Consider the following 23,363-nt stretch of genomic DNA (forward strand, 5'->3'; position numbering starts at 1 on the left):
CTTTAACAATTTCCGTGCACTCAGGCCAGCAGCAATCTGAGTTTGCTGATCAGGGACTCGCGACGACAGCCCGAGCGGATTTGTTCGGCGACCTCCAGGATTTCGATCCGGTCATCGAGCGCCGAGACGGTCAACAGCAGGCGGGTGCCATGCCCGCTCGCGCGGCGCTGCCGGGCAGCCAGTCCCCCGGTGGACAAGTCGTTCTCTACCGCCAGGAAAGCAAAGGTTTCACGCAGCATACTGCCCACCTGCAGGGCAAAGGCGATGTCATGGCTTTCTGCCGGCAAGATGACAATGTCGCGGCGGACGTGGGTCACCAGTGGCTGGCTGCGGGCCTTCTCAGCCAATTGCAACAATGGCTCGACCATGAAGGCAAATCCGCAGGCCGGCACAGGTCGGCCAATGATGCGCGCCGCCATCTCGTCATATCGGCCACCACGACAGACCACCGAATGTTCCTCCAGCGCAGCCGTCTGCCATTCATGAAAGCTCTGCTGATAGAAGGGTCGGTGTGGGAACAGATCGGTGCGGACACTATGCGGCAAGCCCGCCTGGGTCAGGGCGGACGTCAGGCGCTCCAGCCGGACCAGACTGGCACTGGAAAGACAATTCATGATGCCGGGAGCAGTCTCGATCAGCTCGCGCGGCACGCCGGCCAGGCGGCCGCCCAGCAGCACCTCGGGGGCAGAGGCCAGACTACCTTGCGCCAGCGGGTCGAGTCCGGCCAGCACCGGGGCAAAATGCTGCCGCAGCAAGGCCCGATATCGAGCCAGCTCGCGCGGCGTACCCAGACTATTGATCTGCAGCTCGACCCAGGGCAGCAGCTTCAGCCGCTGCAGCAGCGCATGCTCCAGCAGCAATTGCTCCAGCTCGATATCGACATCATCGTAACCCAGGGCTTCGGCGCCGATCTGATGGAACTGCTCCAGCTGACGGCCGTCCAGATGATGCGTGCGGAACATCGGCCCCTGATACCACAGCCGTGCCGGCAGTTCGGTCAGATGCTGTTCGGCAATCGCCTGCAGACAGCCCATGGTGCCATCGCTCAGCAGTCTCGCGGCCCAGTCATCGGCTTCATTGCTCTCATCCAGCAGAGGCAGGCGAATTTCCCGGTAGTCCTCACCCTGCATCACCTGACGTGCCACGCCTTCCAGCCTGGTCCAGTATTCGAGCCGGTCGGGGTAGTGTTTGCGCGGTCGTCCGGCAGGACGCGGCCGCACCGGCACCTGCAGACGACTCTCCAGTGCCAGGCAATCATTCAGATTGGCCAGGACACTATTCTGTCTCAGACAGGTTTCCACCCGGTGGATAAAGGTGGCACCGAGTGCCACCGAAAGAAACTGTCGGTAGCGGGCCTGACGGCCGGAATCATCCGGCGCCAGCGCCAGCCAGGCAGGATGAGGCGTCAGGAAATCCAGCCGGTGCATGCCGAGATGTGCCGGCGCACTGCTCAGCCAGACAGGATCAACCTCGCTGCCGGCTTCCTGCGCCCGCAACTCAATGTACTTCTGACACAGCAGAAAATACCCCGCAGGTTCGATGCCTGCACTGCGATATCGGCCCTCCCACAACACGCCGCTACGCCCGTGACGACGATTGAAGTAGGGCACGTAGACCCGGCCGAGATATTGGGAAAACCGCGCCAGCGTGGTTTTGTCATCGGTGCTCAGCAACAGATAGACCTGGGAGGGCAACAGCCCGAAAGCATGCAATCGGATGCCCGATCGCTCACAGGCCTGGCGCAGATGGCCGACAAAGGTCCGATGATCCGTTTCGTCGTGAAACAACAGCTCACTGTTGTTGCCGCGCAGCGCGATCAGTTGGGGCAGTTCGGTGACCAGCAGTCTTTCCTTGCGCGGCATGCTCAGTCTCCCGCAGCGGACAGGGACTGCATGCGCTGCAGCAGCGCCGGCTGCGACAGGATGCCCAGCGGGCCCTGCGCCAGCGACCAGACCGACAAACGGCCATCCGGCAACAGGGTCAGCCGCCAGTCCACCGGATCAGGGATCTCATCCAGCGCCATGCCGGACAGCAGGGTACGAATACGAAAACCGGGCAGCTGGTCGCGCAGGGCATGCCCCAGCAACACCAGATCGGTCGCCTGCTCACGGCTTTCTGCCCTCAGCGACACCCGGGGCACCGCACGGCTATCCGACAAATGGTGTTCGCACAGCACCTGCATCAGTTGTTCGACATCAATGGCCAGACCGGCCACAGACAATGGCCGTCCGCTCAGTTGAGTGGCCAGGTCATCGCAGCGACCGCCGATACACAGACTGTCTTCCTGCGTGGCATCCCGCCAGCGCCAGTCGAAGACCGAATGATTGAAGTAATGCTTGCCGACCGAAGGATCAGCGGCAGGCTGCCAACGGACCCCCAGCTGATCGAGCAGCCGGGTCCATTCGGCAAAATGCTGCCGGCTGGCAACGCCCAGCCGCTGAGCACCGGACCGGGCCTGCTCCTGCCAGGAGCCGAGATTGTGCACCGACAGCGACAGCAGGTGGGCCAGGCCGGTCATGCGGAACACATCCCGCACCAGCAGCACCAATTCGGCCTCGATGGCCGGGGTGGGCATATTGAAGGTCACAATGCCAAACTGCACGGTCTGACGCGGTCCTTGCGGACTGTGCCAGAGCACCGGGCCGATGAACCAGAGTCGTTCGGGAGTACGCCGCGGGGGCTGATGCATGGCGAGCACCGCGCGCACGCAAGAGGGCAGGCCATCCGGGCGCAGACTGGGCGAGACATCGCCGCGCAGGACATCCTCCTCCAGCGCCTGCAGGCGCAACTCCTGATAGCCATAGCGATGCATGACCGTACGGATCTGGCTTTCGACCCGGTAACGCAGATGACTCACCTCTGGCGTACGGCCATATGCTGCATCGCTGGCTATCATGTTCTCCGTCTCCTGGCGCCAAACTCATGTTCCTGGCGTCATTGTGACAGATTTACCACCGTGATCAGGCAGCCACTGCAGCCAGATCGGCCACGACATCATCAATCAGCGCATCAATGGCCTGCGTATCCAGATGATGGGCCGTGGTGATCAGGTGGGCATACTCACCCGAGGTCGCCAGGCAATGCTTCTTCCACACGGCCTCGGACGGGCAAGGGAAGACCACGGTGATCGAGTTGCGGTGGCGCCAGGCATCAATGCCGCAGGCCTGGAAACGATCCACGGCATACTGGGCCATTTGCAGGCAATGTCCGATACGGCGTTTCTGCTCGTCAAACCGGGTCGCATGAATGGCGTACCACAACATCAGCGGCGTATGACCATTACGCGAGCCGGTGATGGTCTTGTCGTGCGCGGCGATATAGTCGATTTCAACCGAGATCTGGTCCACATTGGCCTTGCGCGCCAGCACCACGCCACAAGGCATGGGGGTGCCAATCATTTTATGGCCGGACACACTGATCGAATCGATGCCGTCGGCAAAATTGAAGGGCTGCGGCTCGTCGACATAGGGCAGGATCATGCCGCTCAGTGCGGCATCGCCATGAATATAGTAATCCTCGCGGGCAAAGCCGGCCTGTTGCATCAGGCGCTGAATCCGGCCGATGTCGTCGATCGCTCCCTTGACCGTGGTTCCCAGATTGGCAAACAGAATGGGATGACGATCACCACTCTGGCTGATCTTGCGCATCAGATCCTGATAGTCAATTTCGCCATTGGGCAAGGCATCCACCACCTGGGATTTGATGCGCAGCATTTTGACGATCTTGGCTACCGAGTAATGGGTTTCACGCGAATAGAACAGGGTGCTGTCCGGATACAGCTCGCGTGCCAGATAGCAGCCGAACATATTGCCTTCGGTGCCGCCATTGGTGACATAACCCCAGCTTTGATCGAACGCAATGCGATACAGCTGGGCAAAATGGCGAATGACGTCTTTTTCGAACTCGAAAGAATTCAGCAGGTAGTTGCAGTACTCCCCCCAATCGCCGCAATTGTTCAGGGAAAAGCGCATGAAGCGCTCCAGACTGCCGTAATCGAAGTCGGCCGACTCAGGGTAACCAATATTGAAGTACTGGTTCTTGACACAATGAGCCCAGAAAGCATCCAGCTTGTTCTGGTTTTCGATGGACAGAGGCATTTTGTTTTCCTTTCGGAGCCAGCCGTCCCTGAATTCCTCCAGGTGGTCCTGACGTGCATTTTCAAGAAAGGGGGTAATGTAATCCCCTCATCGGCGCTGAAAAGACACGCAAGGCAAATATGCCCCGATATAGCGAGCTTTTTTCCCCTTCAAGGCACACTTTTTTCCCTGACGGGCGAAACTTTACCCCGTCCCCTTTTTCAAGAAACACTAACTGGGCACCTCCGCCTGTCCGAGAGGGCAGGCCGACGGAAAAATGACTTGCAATATCATTAGGCTAAGTCAATATTTCATCTGTATATCTATCCATATTGGATGACCGTCGCCGCAGGCTCCTGAACGCATCTTTCCGGTGAATTTGATTCGTGTCGCTGCGTATCCTGACCGGCACCTTCTGAACAAGTGATTTCCCCGGCGGGCCTCGCCCTGCCGGGCAGGAATGCGAGGGAGATCCCTTGTTCAGAGGGTCCCTGGAGGGAGGGAATCGTCATGCCGGGTCCAGCACCACCCACCATACTGGGGCGTTTGTCTGCCGCCTGGGTCATCCTGTGTCTGCTATCAGTCGCCGGCCTGCTGATGGTCGGTCATCGTCATGACTGGTTATGGCTGCAGCTGCTCATCGGGCTGACGGTACTCATTTTTCCCGCGCCACTGCAGTGGCTGTCGTTTCGTCTGCAATCCTGGGCTCACTTCCGTGCCCGTCTGGCCCCTTTCATTGAGGCCATCCCCAACGCCGTCGTCGTGATCGACCGCGATGGCCGCATCGCCGCACTCAATGCCCGCACTGAAGCGTGGTTCGGCTATAGCCAGCAGGAACTGATCGGCGCACCGGTCGAAACCTTGCTGCCCCCCGCGTTGCGAGGCAAGCATGTCATGCTGCGCCAGGGCTTCATGCAGGCGATGACCAGCCGTGCCATGGGCCAGGGCCGGGAGCTGTTCGCCTGCCGCCGCGATGGCAGCGTCTTTCCGGTCGAGATCGGTCTTAACCCGCTGGCAACCAGCAAGGGCACGATGGTATTGAGCTCCATCATCGACATCTCGGAGCGCCGGGCCGTGGAAGGGCGTTTTCACGCCCAGGCGGCCGAGGTAGAGCGAGCCAGCCGCTACAAATCCGAGTTTCTGGCCAATATGTCGCACGAACTGCGCACACCGCTGAACAGTATCCTGATCCTCAGCGAACAATTGTGTGCCAACCCGCAACACAATTTGCTGCCACGCCAGATCAACTATGCAGAAATCATCCATCAGTCGGGTTGTGATCTGCTGGCACTGATCGAAGACATTCTCGATCTGTCGCGCATCGAGGCGGGAAAACTGGAGGTGCACAAGGAGCAGATGCTCACGTCGGAGCTGTGCAGCTACCTGCAGCGCGCCTTCGCCCCGATGGCAGAGTCACGCCAGCTGTCGCTGCAATGTGAGATGGCGCCCGATCTGCCCGATAGCATCGTACTGGACTTCAAGCGCACCTATCAGATTCTGAAAAACCTGTTTTCCAATGCCTGCAAATTTACCCCCGCGGGCGGGCAAATCCACATACGCCTGGCATTCGCCGAGCCCTGGCTGAGCTTTTCTGTCGCCGACACGGGTTGCGGCATCCCGCCGGACAAGCAGGAAGAAATCTTTCAAGCCTTTGTCCAGCTGGATGGCAGTGCCAGCCGCAAGTTCAGCGGCACGGGTCTGGGACTGGCCATCGCCCGACAGCTCGCCACGCTGCTGGGTGGCGACCTGCAGGTGCGCAGTGAACCACAGCTTGGCAGTACCTTCACCCTGCGACTGCCACTGCTGCCCGACGAACTGGCTGACACGCCCCTGCGCCGGCTTGACGAGACAAAATCGTCTGCCGATATGCCCCTGGCGCTTCCTCCCGAACTCTCAGGACGCAAAGTGCTGCTGGTCGATGACGAGATCCGCAATGTATTTGCCATGAGCAGCCTGCTGGAAGAGGCCGGGATGAACGTCTGCGTGGCCCGCAATGGCCAGGAGGCGCTGGATATCGTCCGTCAGCAACCGGATATCGAACTGGTGATGATGGACATGATGATGCCGGTGCTGGATGGTTATCAGGCCACAACAGCATTGCGGCAGGAGTTGAGTTTTCACAAACCGATACTGGCCCTGACCGGCCTGGCGATGAAAGGCGACCGGGAAAAATGTCTGGCGGCCGGTGCCGATGACTATCTGGCTAAACCGGTGCAAAGGCAGGCATTGCTGACGCTGCTCAGCAAGCTGCTGCAACCCTCTGCGACATGAGAACACCATGAACGATGCGATTGACTGGGGTCATCTGGCCGCCCCGTCCCCCCCACAGATCCTGCTGGTCGATGACCGTCAGGATAATCTGGTGGTCCTGCAGGCAATCCTGCAGGAGTGCGGCGCCAACCTCCTGCTGGCCGAGTCGGGTGAAACCGCCCTGGAAATTCTTTACAGCGAAGACGTGGCGCTGGTCCTGCTGGACGTCAGCATGCCGGGCATGGATGGTTTCGAAGTCCTGCGTGCCATGCGCTCGAATCGTCGCACCAGTGATGTCCCGGCCATTTTTGTCACCGCCTATGCCCGGGATGAAAAACTGATCATTGATGGCTATCGCGATGGTGCCATCGACTTCATTCTCAAACCCATCAGTGCCGCCATCCTGCGCGGCAAGGTCAAACAGTTTCTGGCCCTGGATCAATACAAGCGCGACCTGCATCGGGTCAATCAGCTGCTGGGGGCACAAAAACAATATTACGAGTCGATGCTCAACGCCGCCGACGAGGGCGTGCTGGGGCTGACCCCGGATGGCCGAGTGGACTTCGCCAATCCGACAGCACTGCGACTGCTGGCAGCCGAGCCAGAACGGCTGCTTGGCCTGCACTTCACCGAAATCGGCCATGTTCATGGTGCGCAAGAGCCGGCCTGGGAGAACACGGTTTTCTATAGCTACTGGAAATCGCGTCGTGCTCTGCGACTCACCGACACCATGCTGCGCCGGCTGGACGGCGATACCTTGCCGGTGGCACTGAGCTGTGCGCCGCTGCCCGGTGAACATAGTGGCTCGGTCATTGTTTTCCAGGACATCAGCCATCACAAGAAGCTGGAAGAGCAACTGCGCCGACAGGCCGTCACCGACGCGCTGACCGGCCTGCTCAACCGTCACGGCCTCAAACAGACGCTGGCCGGAGCGGTCTTGCGGGCGGCACGCTCCGGCCAGCACCTGGCCCTGTTCTTCATCGATCTGGATCATTTCAAGGATATCAACGACACGCTGGGCCATGAGCTGGGTGACCGTGTCCTGCAGGCGGTGGCACAAAGACTGCAGCTCGCCCTGCGCGCCAAGGATGTGGTAGCGCGTCTGGGCGGGGACGAATTCACGGTGATTGTCGATGATCTGGAAGAGGGCGAACATGGCGCACTGGTGGCACGCAAACTGCTGCAAAGCCTGGAGGCGCCCTTTGAGCTCGGCAATCACACCCTCTCATTGGGTGCCTGCATCGGGATTGCCCTGTTCCCCGACAACTGCAGCGATACCGACAATCTGATGCTGGCCGCCGATCTGGCCATGTATCGCGCCAAAAGCCTGGGGCGCAATACCTTCGAATTCTTTACCCCGGAACTGAATGCGCGTGCGCAGGCCAGCATGCTGCTGGAGCAGGGCATTCGCCGCGGTCTGGATCAGCATGAGTTTTATCTGGATTATCAGCCGCAGTTCGATGTCGATGGCCAGCGGCTGATCGGCCTGGAAGCCCTGATGCGCTGGCGCAGAGCCAATACCACCGTACAGCCGGATGTCTTCATTCCCCTGATGGAGCAGACCGGACTGATCAACCGTGTGGGGGAATGGGTGCTGGAAACGGCCATCCGGCAACGTCGCCTCTGGCAACAGGCGGCCGTCCTGCCCGACGATTGTCCGGTCGCCATTAATCTTTCGCCACGGCAATTTGGCAATCCGCAACTGGTATCCACGGTGGCGCGCATCCTGAAGGACAATGCACTTCCCCCCTGCTTGCTGGAGCTGGAAGTCACCGAAGGGATCCTGATGGAAAACACCAGCGACAATCATCAGGTGCTGGAGCAATTGCGCGAACTGGGGGTGCGGCTTTCGATCGATGACTTCGGTACCGGCTATTCTTCGCTGGCCTATCTGATGGATTTTGACATCGATGCGCTGAAAATCGACAAATCGTTCATCGACCACATCGACACCAGCGAAAAGGATGCGGCCATTACCGCCTCCATCATTCAGCTGGCGCATAACCTGCGACTCAAGGTGGTTGCCGAGGGGGTGGAGACCATCGCCCAGCTAAACCTGTTGCGCCAGTTGGGCTGTGACTATGTACAAGGCTTTCTCTGTGCCAGACCAATGACCCCGGAGCAACTGGCCGAGCTGGCACGCCGGATCGGCGACACCGGGTCTCAGAGACCTTAGCGACCCGCAGAACAAGTGATTCGCCCTGCGGTCAGGTGCCTAGATCGACACCACCACCTTGTAAATCACCATGCCCATGGCCAGCAGCAGGTAGCCACGCAACAAGGCCATCCACAGCTTGCTGCGTCCGGACATCACCATGGGTGGCAGATTGGCCAGCGCCGGCATGCGCCAACCATACAATTCGGCCGAATCCGGCCGGGCGATGGGCATCGAACCTTGCCTGGCTTCCTGGCGCAGGCCGATGAGCTGCCCCAGCAGCACAATCAGTACACTGGCGCCGCCCCCCGTGATGAGGATGGTCAGGATCGTGTGCTCGGACAGATCGGGAAACAGCACGGCGGCGGTCAAAATGACCGACATCAGCACCAGCAAGGCCACGATCAAAGACGTGAAGACATTGGTGCGGCGGGAATTGACCCAGGGCCCCAGCACTGCCCGGTCATTGCACATCAACAGCAGGAACACCGTGGCACTGGGCAGCAGCACCCCGGCCAGCGATTGAACGGCATTGACCAGCAGACCCAGTGGCACCCCCGGCAACAGCACCAGCACGGCGGCCAGCACGATCAGCCCGCAATACATGGCATAAAACCCGATCGCTTCGGTGGGCTTGCGATGCAGCGAATGCTTGAGACTCAGGACGTCGCCCAGGGCATAGGCGGTCGACAGCGACACCGCCATGGCACCGATCAGGGAAGCATCGATCAGGGCGATGGCAAACAGCACGCCGGGCAGGCGGCCATAATACTTGCCCAGCCCCTGCGCCACGGCACCGGCATCCTGAAAGTGGCCGAATTCGGCATGCCCCGTGAACACCTGGGCGGTAAAGGCGATCATGGCGACGGCCCCGACGATCACCAGCACGATCCCCAGCCACAGATCGGCCCGCTCATATTTGATGAAACGCGGGGTAATGCGTTTGTCGATGATATAGCTCTGCTGGAAGAACAACTGCCAGGGCGCCACGGTGGTGCCGACAATGGCAATTACCAGCAGCATGACATCGGCGGTCTTGCCTCCGGCAGGCATTTGCGGCACCAGAAAATCATGAGCGATCTGGCCGACTGGCGGATGAATCATGACCAGGATGGGCACCAGAATCAGACTGCCCGCCACCAGCAACAGCGAAAAGCGCTCAAAGCGACGGAAATCACCCGTGGCCGCCGAGCCCATGATCAGCAAGGCGGCCAGTACCACGCCCAGCACCTTGGGCACACCGAGATAGTCCATGCCCAGGCTGATACCGATGAACTCGGTGACGATGGTCAGGGCATTGAGCAGGAACAGATCGATGGCGCTGAAAGCGCCCCAGAACTTGCCGAAACGTTCGAGAATCAGGCGGGCATGGCCGACACGCGTCACCGCCCCCAGGCGCAGCACCATCTCCTGATTCACGTAAATCACCGGGATCAGCAGCGCCAGGGTCCACAGCAGGGCAGTACCATGATTCTGGCCAGCCTGGGTATAGGTACTGAAGGCACCGGCATCGTTGTCACCGACCATCACAATCAGTCCAGGCCCCAGAATCGCCAGCAAGGTTTTCAATTTGGCCAGCCAACCACGACGAGCCGCCAGATCATCATGCCGGATGGTACCCAGCGCCCCCTGAATATCGCCCAGGTGTGCGCTGTCCAGCACGGCTGCATTGGCGTCGTTTTTGCTCATGTCCATCGTTCTCTCCAGACCGGTATGGCGCCTGGTGGCAGAATCCTGATGGCAAATGGCCGAACACGCTTCCATTCGCCACTCCCGGCGTACGGATGTGGCGAATGGAAGCCCGGCGACCCATCGTCGATCCTTGGCTCATACCAGGCATTGTCAGGATGAGAGGTCGGGCACAGCGGCCCCCATCCATCCCGACGGATTGATTTCAGTGATCCGATATGTGTAGAGCGCTGGGGGTGATGCAGCCGGTCATGCTGACCGGTACTCGAAGCGCGCTAACCCGTTGCAGCGAGTCAGCGGCAGGGAAAGGCCGTGCGTGGCTAACTCACCAGTACTTCGCTGGCCCAAGCCAGCATGCAACTCTGGGAACTACTGCCCACGTCGGAGCCCTTATGTCATTGATAACGGGCGAATTATAGCCATGAATTAAGAAAAGTCTTAAATATTCACCTCACATCTATTGATTCATCGCAATACTTGACCAGCGATGACAGAAAGGCGTTCCACGTGAAACACTGGCAGTCCGGCCTGATGGCCCTCCTGACCATGACAACGTCCGTGGCGGCCCCGCACACCGTGAGGCTGGCGTCGGGCCAAACCGTGGTCGTGGCGAGCGGTCAAGGCGAGCCGCAATCCATCGGCAGTTACAGCATCCGCCTGTATGCCCCAGCCAGCACCCCGGCCTTCGCGCTCGACGACTTTCTCAGTGGGCTGATCCGCCCGCGGGATGGCACCCTGTCCAGGGTCAGTGTGATGCGGCTCGACCCGCACAACGCGCCCATGGTGGTGGTCACCATGCAAAGCGCCGGCAGTGGCGGTTATCTGGCGGCTGATGCCTACAGCGTTGGTGAAACGCATCTGACGTTGCGGACTTGTGTGCGCGGCCTCAGGCCGCGCCGCAATCTGGGCACCGCGTTGCGGCAGGCGCTGTATGCGCCCGCCGCCTGCGGTCAGTAAGGGCGTTCAGGCGACATCTTCCAGACCGAACATTTCGGCCTGGTCATCGTAGGAGAAGATTTCTGCGTAACGGCCCCAGTTGATGACGGAGTCCAGTGTCTCTTCTGCGGCCTCGTCGCTCAGATAGTCTTCCAGCTCCTGCTTGAAGCGATCGCGCGGCGCGCGCTGCTTCGGACGTTCGTTCAGCACCTGCTTGATATGGGCGGCCAGCGGCACGCCGCGCAACAGGCAGTCAGCGAACAGCTGCTTGCGCTCCTGCGTGCCGAAATCGGAATACTGGCGACCATAGTAAGTCAGCGTGATGTCACCTTCGGAAATCTCGGCAAAGCCCAGGTGTTGCAGGAATTCCGCCACCGGGAACAGATCGTCGACCTCCATGTGCAATTGCTGGGCGATTTCCGGCATGTCCGCACGGCCATTGTAGGGTGCGGCAGCCAGCGTCTCGATCAGACCGGCAATCAGGTTGGTCGATACCTGCGGCAGCCAGCTGCGCAGTTCCAGACCGACCTTGCGCTGGGCATCGGTCTGCGGGCGGCGCGTCATCTTGGCATAGATATCGTCGACGAACTGTCGGAAGGCCGGATCCAGGCGATTGCGCGGATGGGCAAACGGCACCTTCACCTCGGCAATCAGCCGTCCCGGATTCGAGGACAGGATCATGATGCGATCGCACATGAACGCCGCCTCTTCAATATTGTGGGTCACGATCAGGATGGACTTGATCGGCAGGCCGCCATCGTTCCACAGGTCGAGCAGATCGGTACGCAGCGTTTCGGCGGTCAGCACGTCCAGTGCGGAGAACGGCTCGTCCATCAGCATCAGGGTAGGGTTGACCACCAGGGCACGGGCAAAGCCGACACGCTGGCGCATGCCGCCGGACAGCTCGCGCGGGTAGGCGCTTTCAAAGCCGTCCAGACCAATCAGGTCGATCGCCTTCAGCGCCCGCTCGCGCCGCTCCTTGGCCGGCACGCCGAGCGCCTCCAGTCCGGCCTCGACGTTCTCCAGCACCGTCAGCCAGGGAAACAGGGCAAAGGTCTGAAACACCATCGAGACGCCTTCAACGGGGCCGTCTACCGGTTTGCCGCAATAGCTGACCTCGCCCTCCGTCGCCTTGATGAGGCCGGCGATGATGCGCAGCAGGGTAGACTTGCCCGAGCCGGAACGACCCAGCAGGCCGACGATCTCGCCCTCCTTGAGGGTCAGGTTGACGCCGTCGAGAACCTTGAGCTCACCCTGTGCCTTTTCAAATCCGCAGCAGACTTCGCGCGCTTCGAGAATGGTTGAATTGGTGTTTTCCATAAATTGCATTCTTCCAGAGTAAGCTGTCGATCAACGCAGATGGTTTTCGGCATAGGCGTACATCGGGCGCCACAGCAAGCGGTTGAACAGCACGACGAACAGCGACATCACGGCGATCCCCAGGATGATGCGCGGGAAATCGCCCGCAGCCGTCATTTCGGCAATATAGGACCCCAGGCCATGCGCCTTGAGCTTGATATGTCCCCATTGCACCATTTCCGACACGATGCTGGCGTTCCAGGCGCCACCGGAGGCGGTAATCGCGCCGGTGACGTAATAGGGAAAGATCCCCGGCAGGATCACCTTGCGCCACCACTGCCAGCCGCGGATGCGGAAATTGGCGGCCGCTTCGCGGAAATCATTCGGGAAGGCCGTCGCGCCGGCAATCACGTTAAACAGGATGTACCACTGCGTGCCCAGCACGATCAGCGGAGACAGCCAGATATCGGGATTGGCGCCGAAGTAGGCGATGGGAATGACGAAGACCGGAAACAGCAAGTTGGCCGGAAAGGCAGCCAGGAACTGTGCCAGCGGCTGAAATTTCTCCGCCAGACGCGGACGCAGGCCGATCAGCACGCCCAGCGGTACCCACACCAGCGAAGCCAGCAGGATCAGGATGGTCACGCGCAGCAAGGTGATGAGACCCAGGGTGATGACATGCCAGACATCCCCCAGCCTGACTTCGCTGGCGACGTAGCTGAGCACGCGCCAGCTGAGATAGGCGGTCCCCAGTAGTACCAGCGCATTCCACAGCCAGTCGCCGTAGCGGTTGCCACGCGAGGGGGCCGCGCTGCCGCCGGTCGGTCGCGGCAGGCGCAGGGGCATGCGGGCCACACCGGTGATCAGCAGACCAAAGGGCTTGAGCAGGGCCTGAATCAGGCGGGTACGACGGATCATGTCCAGCAGCCAGGACTCCGGCTCGTTCTGCGAAGCGGTATCTTCCATGCGGAACTTGTCCGCCCAGGCCACCAGCGGACGGAACAGCAGCTGGTCGTAGGCCAGGATAACGACCGTCATGGTAAGAATCACCCAGCCGACCGCCGTCAGATTGCCTTCAGCGATGGCCTGCGCCAGATAGGAGCCGACCCCGGGCAGCGTGACGGTGTTGTTGCCGACGGTTATCGCCTCGGACGCCACCACGAAGAACCAGCCGCCGGACATGCTCATCATCATGTTCCAGATCAGGCCGGGCATGGCATACGGGACTTCCAGCTTCCAGAAACGCTGCCAGCCGGTCAGCTGGAAGCCTTGCGACACTTCGACCAGATCGCGCGGCACCGTGCGCAGCGACTGGTAGAAGCTGAAGGTCATGTTCCAGGCCTGGCTGGTGAAAATGGCAAAGATCGCCGCACATTCGGCACCGATCACCCGTCCTGGAAACAGGGCGATGAAGAAGGTGACGGTGAAGGAGATGTAACCCAGCACCGGCACCGACTGCAGGATATCGAGGATCGGGATCAGCACTTTTTCCGCGCGCCGGCTCTTGGCGGCCAGGGTGCCGTACACCAGGGTAAACAGCAGCGAAGCCACCATGGCGGCCAGCATGCGCAGGATGGTGCGCAGTGAGTACTCCGGCAGACTGGTCGGATCAAGCGAAATCGCCTGCGTCTTGAGCGTCGACATCGGGGCCAGCGTCTCGTGGAAGCCGGTACTGCCCAGTACGATCAGACTCAGGATCAGCGGAAAGGCGATGACATCCCAGCGATTGGGCAGCAAACGCCGCGCGGAGGCGTTGAAGAGCGGCGGCAAGATCAGACGCATCGACCGACTCCCAGCATGTTGTTATTCATATCAGCCTCTGGATAAACAAGGTTCAACGGCCAAAGCGACGGGACCCGGACTCGAGCCGGGCTCGATCTGACAGTCTAGCCTGCTTCGATGACATTTCGACGCTTTGGCATGAAAAACGGGCCAGCTTGATGCTGGCCCGCTATTTTCGCCGATCTGTCGCCGGCAGGGAACCCCGTCAGCGAGCGGCAGAATCGCTGCTGTGTCCGACCTGATAGCCACCGCCCAGCGCCTTGATCAGACCGACCGCTGCGGTCAGCTGACTGTTGAGGATGTCGAACTCACTGCGCTCGCTGGCCTGTTGCGTGGCATTCGCCTGCGCGACGTTGAGCATGCTGGCAATACCGGCCTGGTATTGATTGAAGGTGATCTGCGCGGACTGGCGCGCCGCCAGCACCGCCTGGTGCTGCAACTCGGCCTCCTGACTGAGAATGCGCAAGGCGGCCAGGTTATCTTCGACATCCTGGAAGGCACTCAGCACGGTCTGGCGGTAAGCCGCCACGGTCTGGTCATAGTTGGCCTGGGCAGCATCGCTTTGTGCGCTGCGCAAGCCGCCATCAAACAGCGTGGCCGCCAGGGTCGGCCCGACCGACCAGACACGGCTGGGCAAGGTAAACCAGTCGGCCAGATTACTGCTGCGATACCCACCACTGGCCCCCAGGGTCAGCGATGGGAACCAGGCGGCCTTGGCCACGCCGATCTGGGCATTGGCCTGCGCCACCAGGCGTTCGGCGGCGGCAATGTCCGGACGACGCTGCAGCAGATCCGAGGGCACGCCCGGTGGAATGGTTGGCACATGCGGCCGGGTCTGACGCTGGCTGAGGTCGAAATCCGACGGCGAGCGACCGATCAGGACGGCAATGGCATGTTGCAGCTTGTCGCGCTGCAGGCCCTTGTCGATCGCCTGGACCTGGAGAGTCTGCAACTGGCTCTGAGCCTGAGCCACGTCCGCCTGTCCGGCGACGCCGGCCGCGTAGCGATTGCGGGTAATGGTCAGTTGCTGCTGGTAGGCGGCGACGCTGTCATCGAGCGAGCGTTTCTGGGCATCTGCGACATACAGCTGAAAATAGGCAATCGCCAGCTGAGCCTGGGCGCTGAGCCTTACATTTTCCAGACTGGCCAGACTGGATTCGGCCTTGGCCTGCCCGGCCTCGGCATTACGCCGCACCTGTCCCCACAAATCGACCTCCCAACTGGCACTCAGTGCCGCGTTGTAAGAGGTGCTGATGGTACTGGCCGCATTACCGCTGCCGACGCTGCGACCGGTCGATTCAGCCGCCGAGGCGCCGATGGTAGGGAAAAAACCGGCCTGGGCTTCGCGCAGCAGGGCCGTCGACTGCCGATACTGAGCCTCGGCCTGCGCAATACTCAAATTGGCGGCATTGAGCTCGGTCTCCAGCCGGTTGAGGTCCGGGTCATTGAACACCTCCCACCAGGCCCCCCGGGCCAGATGATCTGCCGGCGCAGCGGGCTGCCAGCCCTGGCTTTCCTTGTATTGACTGGTCATGACCACCTGGGGGCGCACATAGTCCGGCCCCACGGCACAACCGGCCAGCGCCAATGCACTCAAACCACACAGCCAGCGCCTGTTCATGCCTGCGTCCTCGTTGTCCGGTCCATCATATTGCTTCGCTCAATCACTAAGTTCATGTCAATTGTCCGCTGCTGCAGGTGCCGGCACCCGGCGGCGCCAGGCCTGACACCACAGTCGGAAACGATCCAGATACAGATAAATCACCGGCGTGGTGTACAAGGTCAGCGCCTGGCTGACCACCAGGCCACCCACGATGGCAATCCCCAGCGGCTGGCGCATCTCGGCACCATCACCGTGGCCGAGCGCCAGCGGTATGGCGCCGAACAGTGCCGCCATGGTGGTCATCATGATCGGCCGGAAACGCAGCATGCAGGCCTGGAAGATGGCATCACGCGTCGACAGCCCCTGCTGGCGCTCTGCCTCAAGGGCAAAGTCGATCATCATGATGGCATTCTTCTTGACGATACCGATCAGCAACAGCACGCCAATCATGGCAATCACGCTAAATTCGGTCTGGCACACCAGCAGCGCCAGCAAAGCGCCGACACCCGCCGATGGCAGGGTGGACAGAATGGTCAGCGGGTGGATGACACTCTCGTAGAGCATGCCCAGCACGATATACACCGCCACGATGGCCGCCAGAATCAGCAAGGGCTGAGTGGACAGGGAACTCTGGAAGGCAGCGGCCGAGCCCTGGAAGCTGCCGATAATGGACGATGGCAGGCCGATCTGGTGCATGGTGCTGTCGATCGCCTCGGTCGCATCGCTGAGCGACACCCCGACCGGCAGGTTGAAGGAGATGGTCACGGCGGCAAACTGGCCCTGATGGTTGACCGCCAGCGCGGTGTTGCCGGGCTGATAGCGGCTGAAGGCCGAGAGCGGCACCATCTTGCCGCTGGTCGAGGGCACATAGATCCACTGCAGGGCGTCCGGGTTCTGCCAGTATGGCGGCGCCAGCTCCATCACCACGTGATACTGGTTGAGCGGCCGATAGATGGTTGAAACCTGCCGCTGGCCGAAGGCGTCATTGAGGGTGCTGTCGACCGCCTTCTGCGTGACGCCCAGTCGCGCCATGGTATCGCGGTCAAACACCAGGGTGGTCTGCAGCCCCTTGTCCTGCTGGTCAGAGTTGACATCGGCAAGCATTGGCAAGCGCATCATGGCGCGCCGCACCTTCGGCTCCCATTCGCGCAATGTCGCCAGATCGTCCCCCTGCAGGGTGTACTGATACTGGGCATTGCTGGCACGACCACCAATGCGGATATCCTGCACCGACTGCAGGAACAGGGTGGCTCCCGGCTCATGGGCCAGTGACTTGCGCAGTCGGGCAATCACCAGCTCGGCGTTGTCATGCCGCTCAGACAACGGCTTGAGCACGATGAACATATTGGCAGTATTGAGTTGTGCCCCTCCGGTAAAGCCGACCACCGAGGCCACGGCCGGGTCGCGCCGCACGATCGTCATGAATCGGTCCAGTTTGACCTTCATGGCCTGGAAGGACGTCTGCTGGTCGGCACGCAGCATACCCATCAGTCTGCCGGTATCCTGCTGGGGAAAAAACCCTTTTGGGACAGCCTGATACAAGTAGACATTCAGGCATATGGTTGCCAAAAGCAACAGCATCATGCTGCGACCGTGCGCCAGTGCCCAGGTCAGCGTATGGCGATAGCCCTGCTGCATCCACAGCAAGGCGCGCTGAGCCCAGTCAATCAGCCAGCCGTGCCGGGCCTGGGCATCATGCGGCTTGAGCCAGCGGGCACACAGCATGGGCGTGGTGGTCAGCGACACCAGCAGCGAAATCAGGATCGCTACCGACAGACTGATGGCAAACTCGCGGAACAGGCGCCCGATGATGCCCCCCATCAGCAGGATAGGGATAAATACCGCGATCAGCGACAAACTCATCGACAACACGGTAAAACCTACCTCTCGAGCCCCCCTGAAGGCCGCCGCCATCGGGCTCATGCCCTCCTCGATATGCCGGGCGATGTTCTCCAGTACCACGATGGTGTCATCGACCACAAAGCCGGTGGCAATGGTCAGCGCCATCAGCGACAGGTTGTTGAGACTGAAGCCGGCCAGATACATCACGCCGAAGGTGCCGATGAGCGACACCGGCACGGTAATGGCGGGAATCAGCGTCGCACGGCCGTTCCGCAGAAACAGGAACACCACCATGATCACCAGGGCGACCGAGATCAGCAGGGTGCGTTCGACATCGGCCAGCGAAGCACGGATGGTCGGCGTACGATCAAGCGGCACGTCCAGCTGAATCCCCTGGGGGATCGAGGCCTGCAGCTGTGGCAACAAAGCACGGACCCGGTCGACGGTGTCAATGATGTTGGCACCCGGTTGGCGGGTCACCACCAGCAGGACCGACTGCTTGCCGTCGACTGAGCCGGCGTTGCGCAGATCCTGCACGGAATCGACCACCTGAGCCACATCGCTCAGCCGTACGGCAGCACCATTGCCATAGTGGATGATCAAGGGCTGGTAATCGCTGGCCTGTACCGACTGGTCGTTGGCCAGAATCTGCCAGTGCTTGTCGCCATCCTCCAGCGCCCCTTTGGGGCGATTGGCATTGTTGGCCGTCAGCACCGTGCGCACCTGCTCCAGGCTGATGCCATATTGATTGAGGGCCTGGGGCTGCAACTCGACCCGTACGGCCGGCAGGGAGCTGCCGCCGACCGTGACGTCGCCCACGCCAGGCACCTGGGCCAGCTTCTGCGCCAGCATGGTGGAGGCGATGTCATACATCTGCCCCTTGCTGAAAGCCCTGGAGGTCAGCGCGATAATCATCACCGGCGCTTCGGACGGGTTGACCTTGCGATAACTCGGATTACTCGGCATCCCGCTGGGCAGCAAGGCACGCGCACCATTGATGGCTGCCTGCACATCGCGTGCCGCGCCATTGATGTCACGGTCGAGGTCGAATTGCAGCGTGATGCGGGTGGAGCCCAGCGCACTGGTGGAGGTGATCTGGTTGACACCGGCAATGCGGCCCAGCGAGCGTTCCAGTGGGGTCGCCACGCTGGAGGCCATCGTCTCCGGGCTGGCGCCGGGCAGTTTGGCCGAAACCGAGATGGTCGGGTAATCAACCTGTGGCAGCGGCGAGACCGGCAACAGTTTAAATGCCAGCGTCCCGGCCAGCACCACCGCCAGGGTCAGCAGGGCGGTGCCGATCGGACGCCGGATGAAGGGAGAGGACAGGTTCATGCCGGTTTCCGCCAGCGGGACGACAAGCGGTCAAACGCCAGGTAGATCACCGGCGTGGTGAACAGGGTCAGCACCTGGCTGACCAGCAGCCCCCCGACCATGGTCAGACCCAGCGGATGACGCAACTCCGACCCGACCCCGGTACCGAGCATCAGCGGCAAGGCGCCCAGCAGGGCCGCCATGGTGGTCATCAGGATCGGGCGGAAACGCAGCAGGCAGGCCTGGTAGATGGCCTCGCGCGGTGCCATGCCCTGAACCCGCTCCGCCTCCAGGGCGAAGTCAATCATCATGATGGCATTCTTCTTGACGATGCCGATCAGCAGCACGATACCGATGATCGCCACCACCCCCAGGTCATTACCGGACACCAGCAAGGACAATAGCGCACCGACACCGGCCGAGGGCAGGGTGGACAGAATGGTCACCGGGTGAATGGTGCTCTCGTACAGCACCCCCAGCACGATATACATGGTGATGATGGCCGCCAGGATCAGCCACAGGGTATTGGACAAGGAGGCCTGGAAGGCCGCCGCCGCCCCCTGGAAGTGGGTCTGGATCGATAGCGGCAACCCCAGATCGGCCTCGGCCTGCTGCACGGCTTCCACCGCTTTACCAAGGGAGGCACCGGGGGCCAGATCAAAGGAAATGGTTGCGGAAGGAAACTGTCCCAGGTGGTTGACCGTCAGCGGGGTATTGCGCTCCTCGACGTGCACGACGGTCGACAACGGCACCTGTGTCCCGCTGGCCGTCGGCAGGTAGACGGCATTGAGCTGCGCCAGCCCCACTTCACCGGCACGCTGCTCAAGGACCACACGATACTGGCTGGTCTGGGTGAAGATGGTGGAAATCTGCCGCTGACCGAACGCGTTGTACAGGGCATTGTCGATGGCCGCCGGCGTGATGCCCAGTCGGGCTGCGCTATCACGATCAATCGACAGATAGGCCTGCAGACCGCGATCGAGCAGATCGCTGGCCACGTTCTTCAGTTGCGCATCCTGGCGCAGCCGGCTGACCAGCTTCGGTACCCACAGGCTCAGATCCTCCTGAGTATTCGCCTGCAGGATGAAGCGATACTGCGAGCGGCTGATGCCGGAATCAATGGTCAGGTCCTGCACGGGCTGCAGATAGCTGTCGATGCCCGGCACCTGCGCCAGCCGGTCGGACAGGCGTGGCAGGATGGTGCTCAGCGCCTCGCGCCGGTTTTCCGGCTTGAGGTTGACCAGCATGCGACCGTTATTCAGTGTCGGATTGTTGCCATCCACCCCGATGAACGAGGACAGGCTCTCCACCGCCGGGTCCTGCAACAGCACACGGGCCACGGCCTGCTGGCGTTGTGCCATGGCCGAGAACGAGATGGATTGCGGCGCCTCGGTGATGACCTGAATGGCACCGGTATCCTGCTGCGGGAAGAAACCCTTGGGAACCCAGACATAAAGCAAACCGGTCAGCAGCAAAGTGCCGAAAGCCACCAGCAAGGTCAGGCGCTGCCGGTCGAGCACCCAGCGAAGCATGCGGCCGTAGCGGTCAATCACCCGCTCGAAGAACTGGCCGCTGGCATGATAGAACCAGCCCTGCTTCTCTTCCGGCACATGCTTGAGCAAACGGGCGCACATCATTGGCGTCAGCGTCAGCGACACAAAGGCCGAAATCAGGATCGACACCGCCAGGGTGACGGCAAACTCGCGGAACAGCCGTCCGACCACATCGCCCATGAACAACAGTGGAATCAGCACAGCGATCAACGAGAAGGTCAGCGAGATGATGGTGAAACCAATCTGTTGCGAGCCCTTGAGCGCGGCGGCAAAGGGCGCTTCGCCCTCCTCAATGTAACGGGCGATGTTCTCGATCATCACGATGGCGTCGTCGACCACAAAGCCAGTGGCAATGGTCAGCGCCATCAGGGTGAGATTATTGATGCTGAAACCCGCCAGATACATCACAGCGAAGGTGCCCACCAGCGACAGGGGCACCGCCACGCCCGGGATAATGGTCGCCGGCACACTGCGCAGGAAGAGGAAAATCACCATCACCACCAGCGCCACGGCCAGCAGGAGTTCAAACTGCACGTCAGCCACCGAGGCGCGCACCGTGACCGTGCGGTCGGTCAGCACACGAACATCGACACTGCCGGGCAGGGTAGCCTGCAGCAGCGGCAGTTGCCGCTTGATGCGATCGACCACCTCGATGACGTTGGCACCGGGCTGACGCTGGATGTTCAGGATCACCGCCGGGGTCTCGTTGGCCCAGGCCGCCAGACGATTGTTTTCCGCTCCGCTCTCGACCGAGGCCACATCGCTCAGACGCAGCGGTGCGCCGTTCTTGTAACTGAGCACCAGCTGGCGATAGTCGTCGGCCGAAGTCAGCTGATCGTTGCCATCGATGGTCGATGCCGTCAGGGCCCCGTCAAAACTGCCCTTTGCCTGATTGACGTTGGCATTGCCGACGGCAGTGCGCACATCGTCCAGACTCAGACCCGTCGCCGCCAGAGCAGGTGCATTGACGCGGATACGCACCGCCGGACGCTGACCGCCGCCGATACTTACCAGACCCACGCCCGGCACCTGGGACAATTTCTGTGCCAGACGGGTATCCACCAGATCGGTCAGGGTCGGCAGGGGCAGGGTTTTCGAGCTGATGGCCAGTGTGACGATGGGGGTGTCGGCCGGATTGACCTTGCTGTAGATCGGCGGAGCCGGCAAATCCGAGGGCAACAGGTTGGAGGCAGCATTGATGGCCGCCTGGACCTCCTGCTCGGCCACATCCAGGCCGACTTCCAGGCCAAACTGCAGCGTAATGGTCGAGGCGCCGCCGGAGCTGGACGAGGTCATCTGGTCCAGTCCTGGCATCTGGCCGAACTGCCGCTCCAGCGGGGCGGTCACCGAAGAGGTCATCACATCCGGGCTGGCACCGGGGTAGAGCGTGACCACCTGGATGGTCGGATAGTCGACTTCCGGCAAGGCGGAAACCGGCAAGAAGCGGTAGCACATCAGCCCGACCAGCAGGATCGCCAGCATGGCCAGCGAGGTCGCCACCGGACGCAGAATGAACAGGCGGGACGGGTTCATCCGTTGCTGGCTCCGTCATGCTTGTGCGGCTTGCCCTGAGCACCTGCCGCCTCGGGGCTGGCCGTGGCCACGCTGACCTTGCTCCCTTCGCGCAAGCGATCCATGCCATCGGTCACCACCCGGTCGCCTGCTTTCAGTCCGCGATTCACGATCAGTTGATCGCCCTCACTCGGCCCGGGCTCGATCACACGCAGCGTGACCGTATTATCCGGCTGCAGCAGATAGACAAAGATGCCCGGCTGCCCGCGCTGCATTGCCGCCAGCGGAATCACCAGCGCGCCCTTGCGCACTTCGGTGCCCAGTCGCACGTTGACAAACTGGTTGGGGAACAGCGCGTTATCCTGATTGGCAAAGACCGCTTTGAGCTTGACCGTGCCCGTCGTGGTATCAACCTGATTATCGACGGTCAGCAAGCGCCCGCTGGCCAGCCTGGTGCGATTGTCGCGGTCATAGGCATCCACCGGCAGCGTGGCGTTGGCGCGAATCGCGGGCAACACGCGGGCAACCTGGTCTTGCGGGAGGGAGAACAAGACGTTGGTTGGCTGCATCTGGGTGATGACCACGATGCCGTTGCTGTCCGAAGCATGCACGATATTGCCCAGGTCAACCTGCTTGAGACCGACACGTCCGGAGACCGGCGCCGTCACCTGGCTGTAGCTCAGCTGAAGTCTGGCGTTATCGACCGCCCCGCGGTCACTGGTCACTGTGCCCTGATATTGCGCTACCAGCGCCTCCTGCGTCGCGACCTGCTGCTGTGAAATCGAGTTTTGCGCCAGCAGGGTGCGATAGCGGGCCAGATCGATCTGGGCATTTTTCAGCTGCGCCTGATCACGCGCCAGTTGTCCTTGCGCCTGAGTCAGCGCTACCTGGAAAGGTCTCGGGTCGAGTTGCGCCAGCATTTGCCCCTGCCTGACCATCTGCCCCTCGGAGAATCCCAGCTTCATCAGTTGCCCGTCGACCCGACTGCGCACCGTGACCGTATTATTGGGCGTCACCGTCCCCAGTGCGGTCAGATAGATCGTCATGTCGCGACTGACCACGCTGGCCACGGTCACCACTTGCGTCGACGGCTTGTTGCGCTGGCGATCACCGGACGGGCTGGCGGACTGATGCCAGATCAGCCCGCCGACCAGCCATACCAGCAACATCAGGATCCAGAATTTCTTTTGCTTGAACAGGACGGGATTTCCCTGCTGAGGGGTAGCGGACATATCGATAACGGCTCAAGGCGGCGTGACAGGTTGAAGATGCTGAAATGATAACTGAGCATCATGACGGTGTTATGTGCGGATTGCGCGAGAATGACCCTGCTTGATTAACATTCTTTAATTGCA

Annotated in this window: 13 protein-coding genes; 3 read left to right on the top strand and 10 right to left on the bottom strand. The window is 61.2% G+C overall.

The genetic code is table 11. From position 1 onward, the window contains the following. Positions 1–20: 20 nt before the first annotated feature. The 3 genes from AACH39_RS11345 to AACH39_RS11355 form a co-directional block, all read right to left on the bottom strand. Positions 21–1,862, bottom strand: coding sequence for an ATP phosphoribosyltransferase regulatory subunit (locus AACH39_RS11345; RefSeq protein ID WP_338620013.1), 1,842 nt, complete (start codon positions 1,860–1,862; stop codon positions 21–23). A 2-nt stretch (positions 1,863–1,864) separates the two neighbouring features. Further along, entirely contained in the window at positions 1,865–2,896 is a 1,032-nt protein-coding gene (locus AACH39_RS11350) for an ATP phosphoribosyltransferase regulatory subunit (protein ID WP_215779610.1), read from the bottom strand. Positions 2,897–2,960: 64 nt separating this feature from the next. After that, positions 2,961–4,097, bottom strand: a complete 1,137-nt coding sequence (locus AACH39_RS11355) for a histidine decarboxylase (RefSeq protein WP_338620016.1) — start codon at positions 4,095–4,097, stop codon at positions 2,961–2,963. Between the two features lie 489 nt (positions 4,098–4,586). Between AACH39_RS11355 and AACH39_RS11360 the strand changes: the two genes are divergently transcribed. Both AACH39_RS11360 and AACH39_RS11365 read left to right on the top strand, forming a co-directional pair. Next, entirely contained in the window at positions 4,587–6,347 is a 1,761-nt protein-coding gene (locus AACH39_RS11360; protein ID WP_338620019.1) for an ATP-binding protein, read from the top strand. A gap of 7 nt (positions 6,348–6,354) precedes the next feature. Next, complete coding sequence (locus tag AACH39_RS11365; protein ID WP_338620021.1) at positions 6,355–8,502, top strand: EAL domain-containing protein; 2,148 nt, start codon at positions 6,355–6,357, stop codon at positions 8,500–8,502. A gap of 39 nt (positions 8,503–8,541) precedes the next feature. Here the strand turns inward: AACH39_RS11365 and AACH39_RS11370 are convergent, their stop codons facing one another. Then, complete coding sequence (locus AACH39_RS11370) at positions 8,542–10,176, bottom strand: NRAMP family divalent metal transporter (RefSeq protein ID WP_252346131.1); 1,635 nt, start codon at positions 10,174–10,176, stop codon at positions 8,542–8,544. A gap of 501 nt (positions 10,177–10,677) precedes the next feature. Here AACH39_RS11370 and AACH39_RS11375 point away from each other — a divergent pair. Continuing rightward, on the top strand, positions 10,678–11,127 hold the full coding sequence (locus AACH39_RS11375) for a PliI family lysozyme inhibitor of I-type lysozyme (RefSeq protein ID WP_338620022.1): 450 nt from the start codon (positions 10,678–10,680) through the stop codon (positions 11,125–11,127). A gap of 6 nt (positions 11,128–11,133) precedes the next feature. Here AACH39_RS11375 and AACH39_RS11380 read toward each other — a convergent pair whose 3' ends face one another. The 6 genes from AACH39_RS11380 to AACH39_RS11405 all read right to left on the bottom strand — a co-directional run bounded on the left by AACH39_RS11380 (position 11,134) and on the right by AACH39_RS11405 (position 23,240). Continuing rightward, a complete protein-coding gene (locus tag AACH39_RS11380) occupies positions 11,134–12,426 on the bottom strand; it encodes a nitrate/sulfonate/bicarbonate ABC transporter ATP-binding protein (protein ID WP_215779597.1) in 1,293 nt (430 codons plus the stop codon). 30 nt (positions 12,427–12,456) lie between these two features. Continuing rightward, the gene (locus tag AACH39_RS11385) at positions 12,457–14,187 is read right to left on the bottom strand and encodes an ABC transporter permease subunit (RefSeq protein WP_338620024.1); all 1,731 of its coding nucleotides are present in this window, start codon (positions 14,185–14,187) and stop codon (positions 12,457–12,459) included. Positions 14,188–14,392: 205 nt separating this feature from the next. Continuing rightward, positions 14,393–15,808, bottom strand: coding sequence for an efflux transporter outer membrane subunit (locus AACH39_RS11390; protein WP_215779592.1), 1,416 nt, complete (start codon positions 15,806–15,808; stop codon positions 14,393–14,395). Between the two features lie 57 nt (positions 15,809–15,865). Further along, positions 15,866–18,964 carry a multidrug efflux RND transporter permease subunit gene (locus AACH39_RS11395; RefSeq protein WP_338620026.1) on the bottom strand — a complete coding sequence of 1,033 codons (3,099 nt, stop codon included), beginning with the start codon at positions 18,962–18,964 and terminating at the stop codon, positions 15,866–15,868. Beyond that, a complete protein-coding gene (locus tag AACH39_RS11400; RefSeq protein ID WP_215779588.1) occupies positions 18,961–22,029 on the bottom strand; it encodes an MdtB/MuxB family multidrug efflux RND transporter permease subunit in 3,069 nt (1,022 codons plus the stop codon). Before AACH39_RS11400 ends, AACH39_RS11395 begins: the two co-directional genes overlap by 4 nt. Then, a complete protein-coding gene (locus AACH39_RS11405; protein ID WP_338620027.1) occupies positions 22,026–23,240 on the bottom strand; it encodes an MdtA/MuxA family multidrug efflux RND transporter periplasmic adaptor subunit in 1,215 nt (404 codons plus the stop codon). The genes AACH39_RS11400 and AACH39_RS11405 overlap by 4 nt, the downstream gene beginning before the upstream one ends. Positions 23,241–23,363 lie beyond the last annotated feature (123 nt).

Origin of the sequence: Paludibacterium flexuosum (assembly GCF_037076605.1) — a bacterium.
Taxonomy (GTDB): Bacteria; Pseudomonadota; Gammaproteobacteria; order Burkholderiales; family Chromobacteriaceae; genus Paludibacterium.

What these genes read in the sequence shown, in the direction of transcription:
- AACH39_RS11345 (WP_338620013.1), bottom strand. Translation starts at nt 1,862, where the DNA reads ATGCCGCGCAAGGAAAGACTGCTGGTCACCGAACTGCCCCAACTGATC.
- AACH39_RS11350 (WP_215779610.1), bottom strand. Translation starts at nt 2,896, where the DNA reads ATGATAGCCAGCGATGCAGCATATGGCCGTACGCCAGAGGTGAGTCAT.
- AACH39_RS11355 (WP_338620016.1), bottom strand. Translation starts at nt 4,097, where the DNA reads ATGCCTCTGTCCATCGAAAACCAGAACAAGCTGGATGCTTTCTGGGCT.
- AACH39_RS11360 (WP_338620019.1), top strand. Translation starts at nt 4,587, where the DNA reads ATGCCGGGTCCAGCACCACCCACCATACTGGGGCGTTTGTCTGCCGCC.
- AACH39_RS11365 (WP_338620021.1), top strand. Translation starts at nt 6,355, where the DNA reads ATGAACGATGCGATTGACTGGGGTCATCTGGCCGCCCCGTCCCCCCCA.
- AACH39_RS11370 (WP_252346131.1), bottom strand. Translation starts at nt 10,176, where the DNA reads ATGGACATGAGCAAAAACGACGCCAATGCAGCCGTGCTGGACAGCGCA.
- AACH39_RS11380 (WP_215779597.1), bottom strand. Translation starts at nt 12,426, where the DNA reads ATGGAAAACACCAATTCAACCATTCTCGAAGCGCGCGAAGTCTGCTGC.
- AACH39_RS11385 (WP_338620024.1), bottom strand. Translation starts at nt 14,187, where the DNA reads ATGCGTCTGATCTTGCCGCCGCTCTTCAACGCCTCCGCGCGGCGTTTG.
- AACH39_RS11390 (WP_215779592.1), bottom strand. Translation starts at nt 15,808, where the DNA reads ATGAACAGGCGCTGGCTGTGTGGTTTGAGTGCATTGGCGCTGGCCGGT.
- AACH39_RS11395 (WP_338620026.1), bottom strand. Translation starts at nt 18,964, where the DNA reads ATGAACCTGTCCTCTCCCTTCATCCGGCGTCCGATCGGCACCGCCCTG.
- AACH39_RS11400 (WP_215779588.1), bottom strand. Translation starts at nt 22,029, where the DNA reads ATGAACCCGTCCCGCCTGTTCATTCTGCGTCCGGTGGCGACCTCGCTG.
- AACH39_RS11405 (WP_338620027.1), bottom strand. Translation starts at nt 23,240, where the DNA reads ATGTCCGCTACCCCTCAGCAGGGAAATCCCGTCCTGTTCAAGCAAAAG.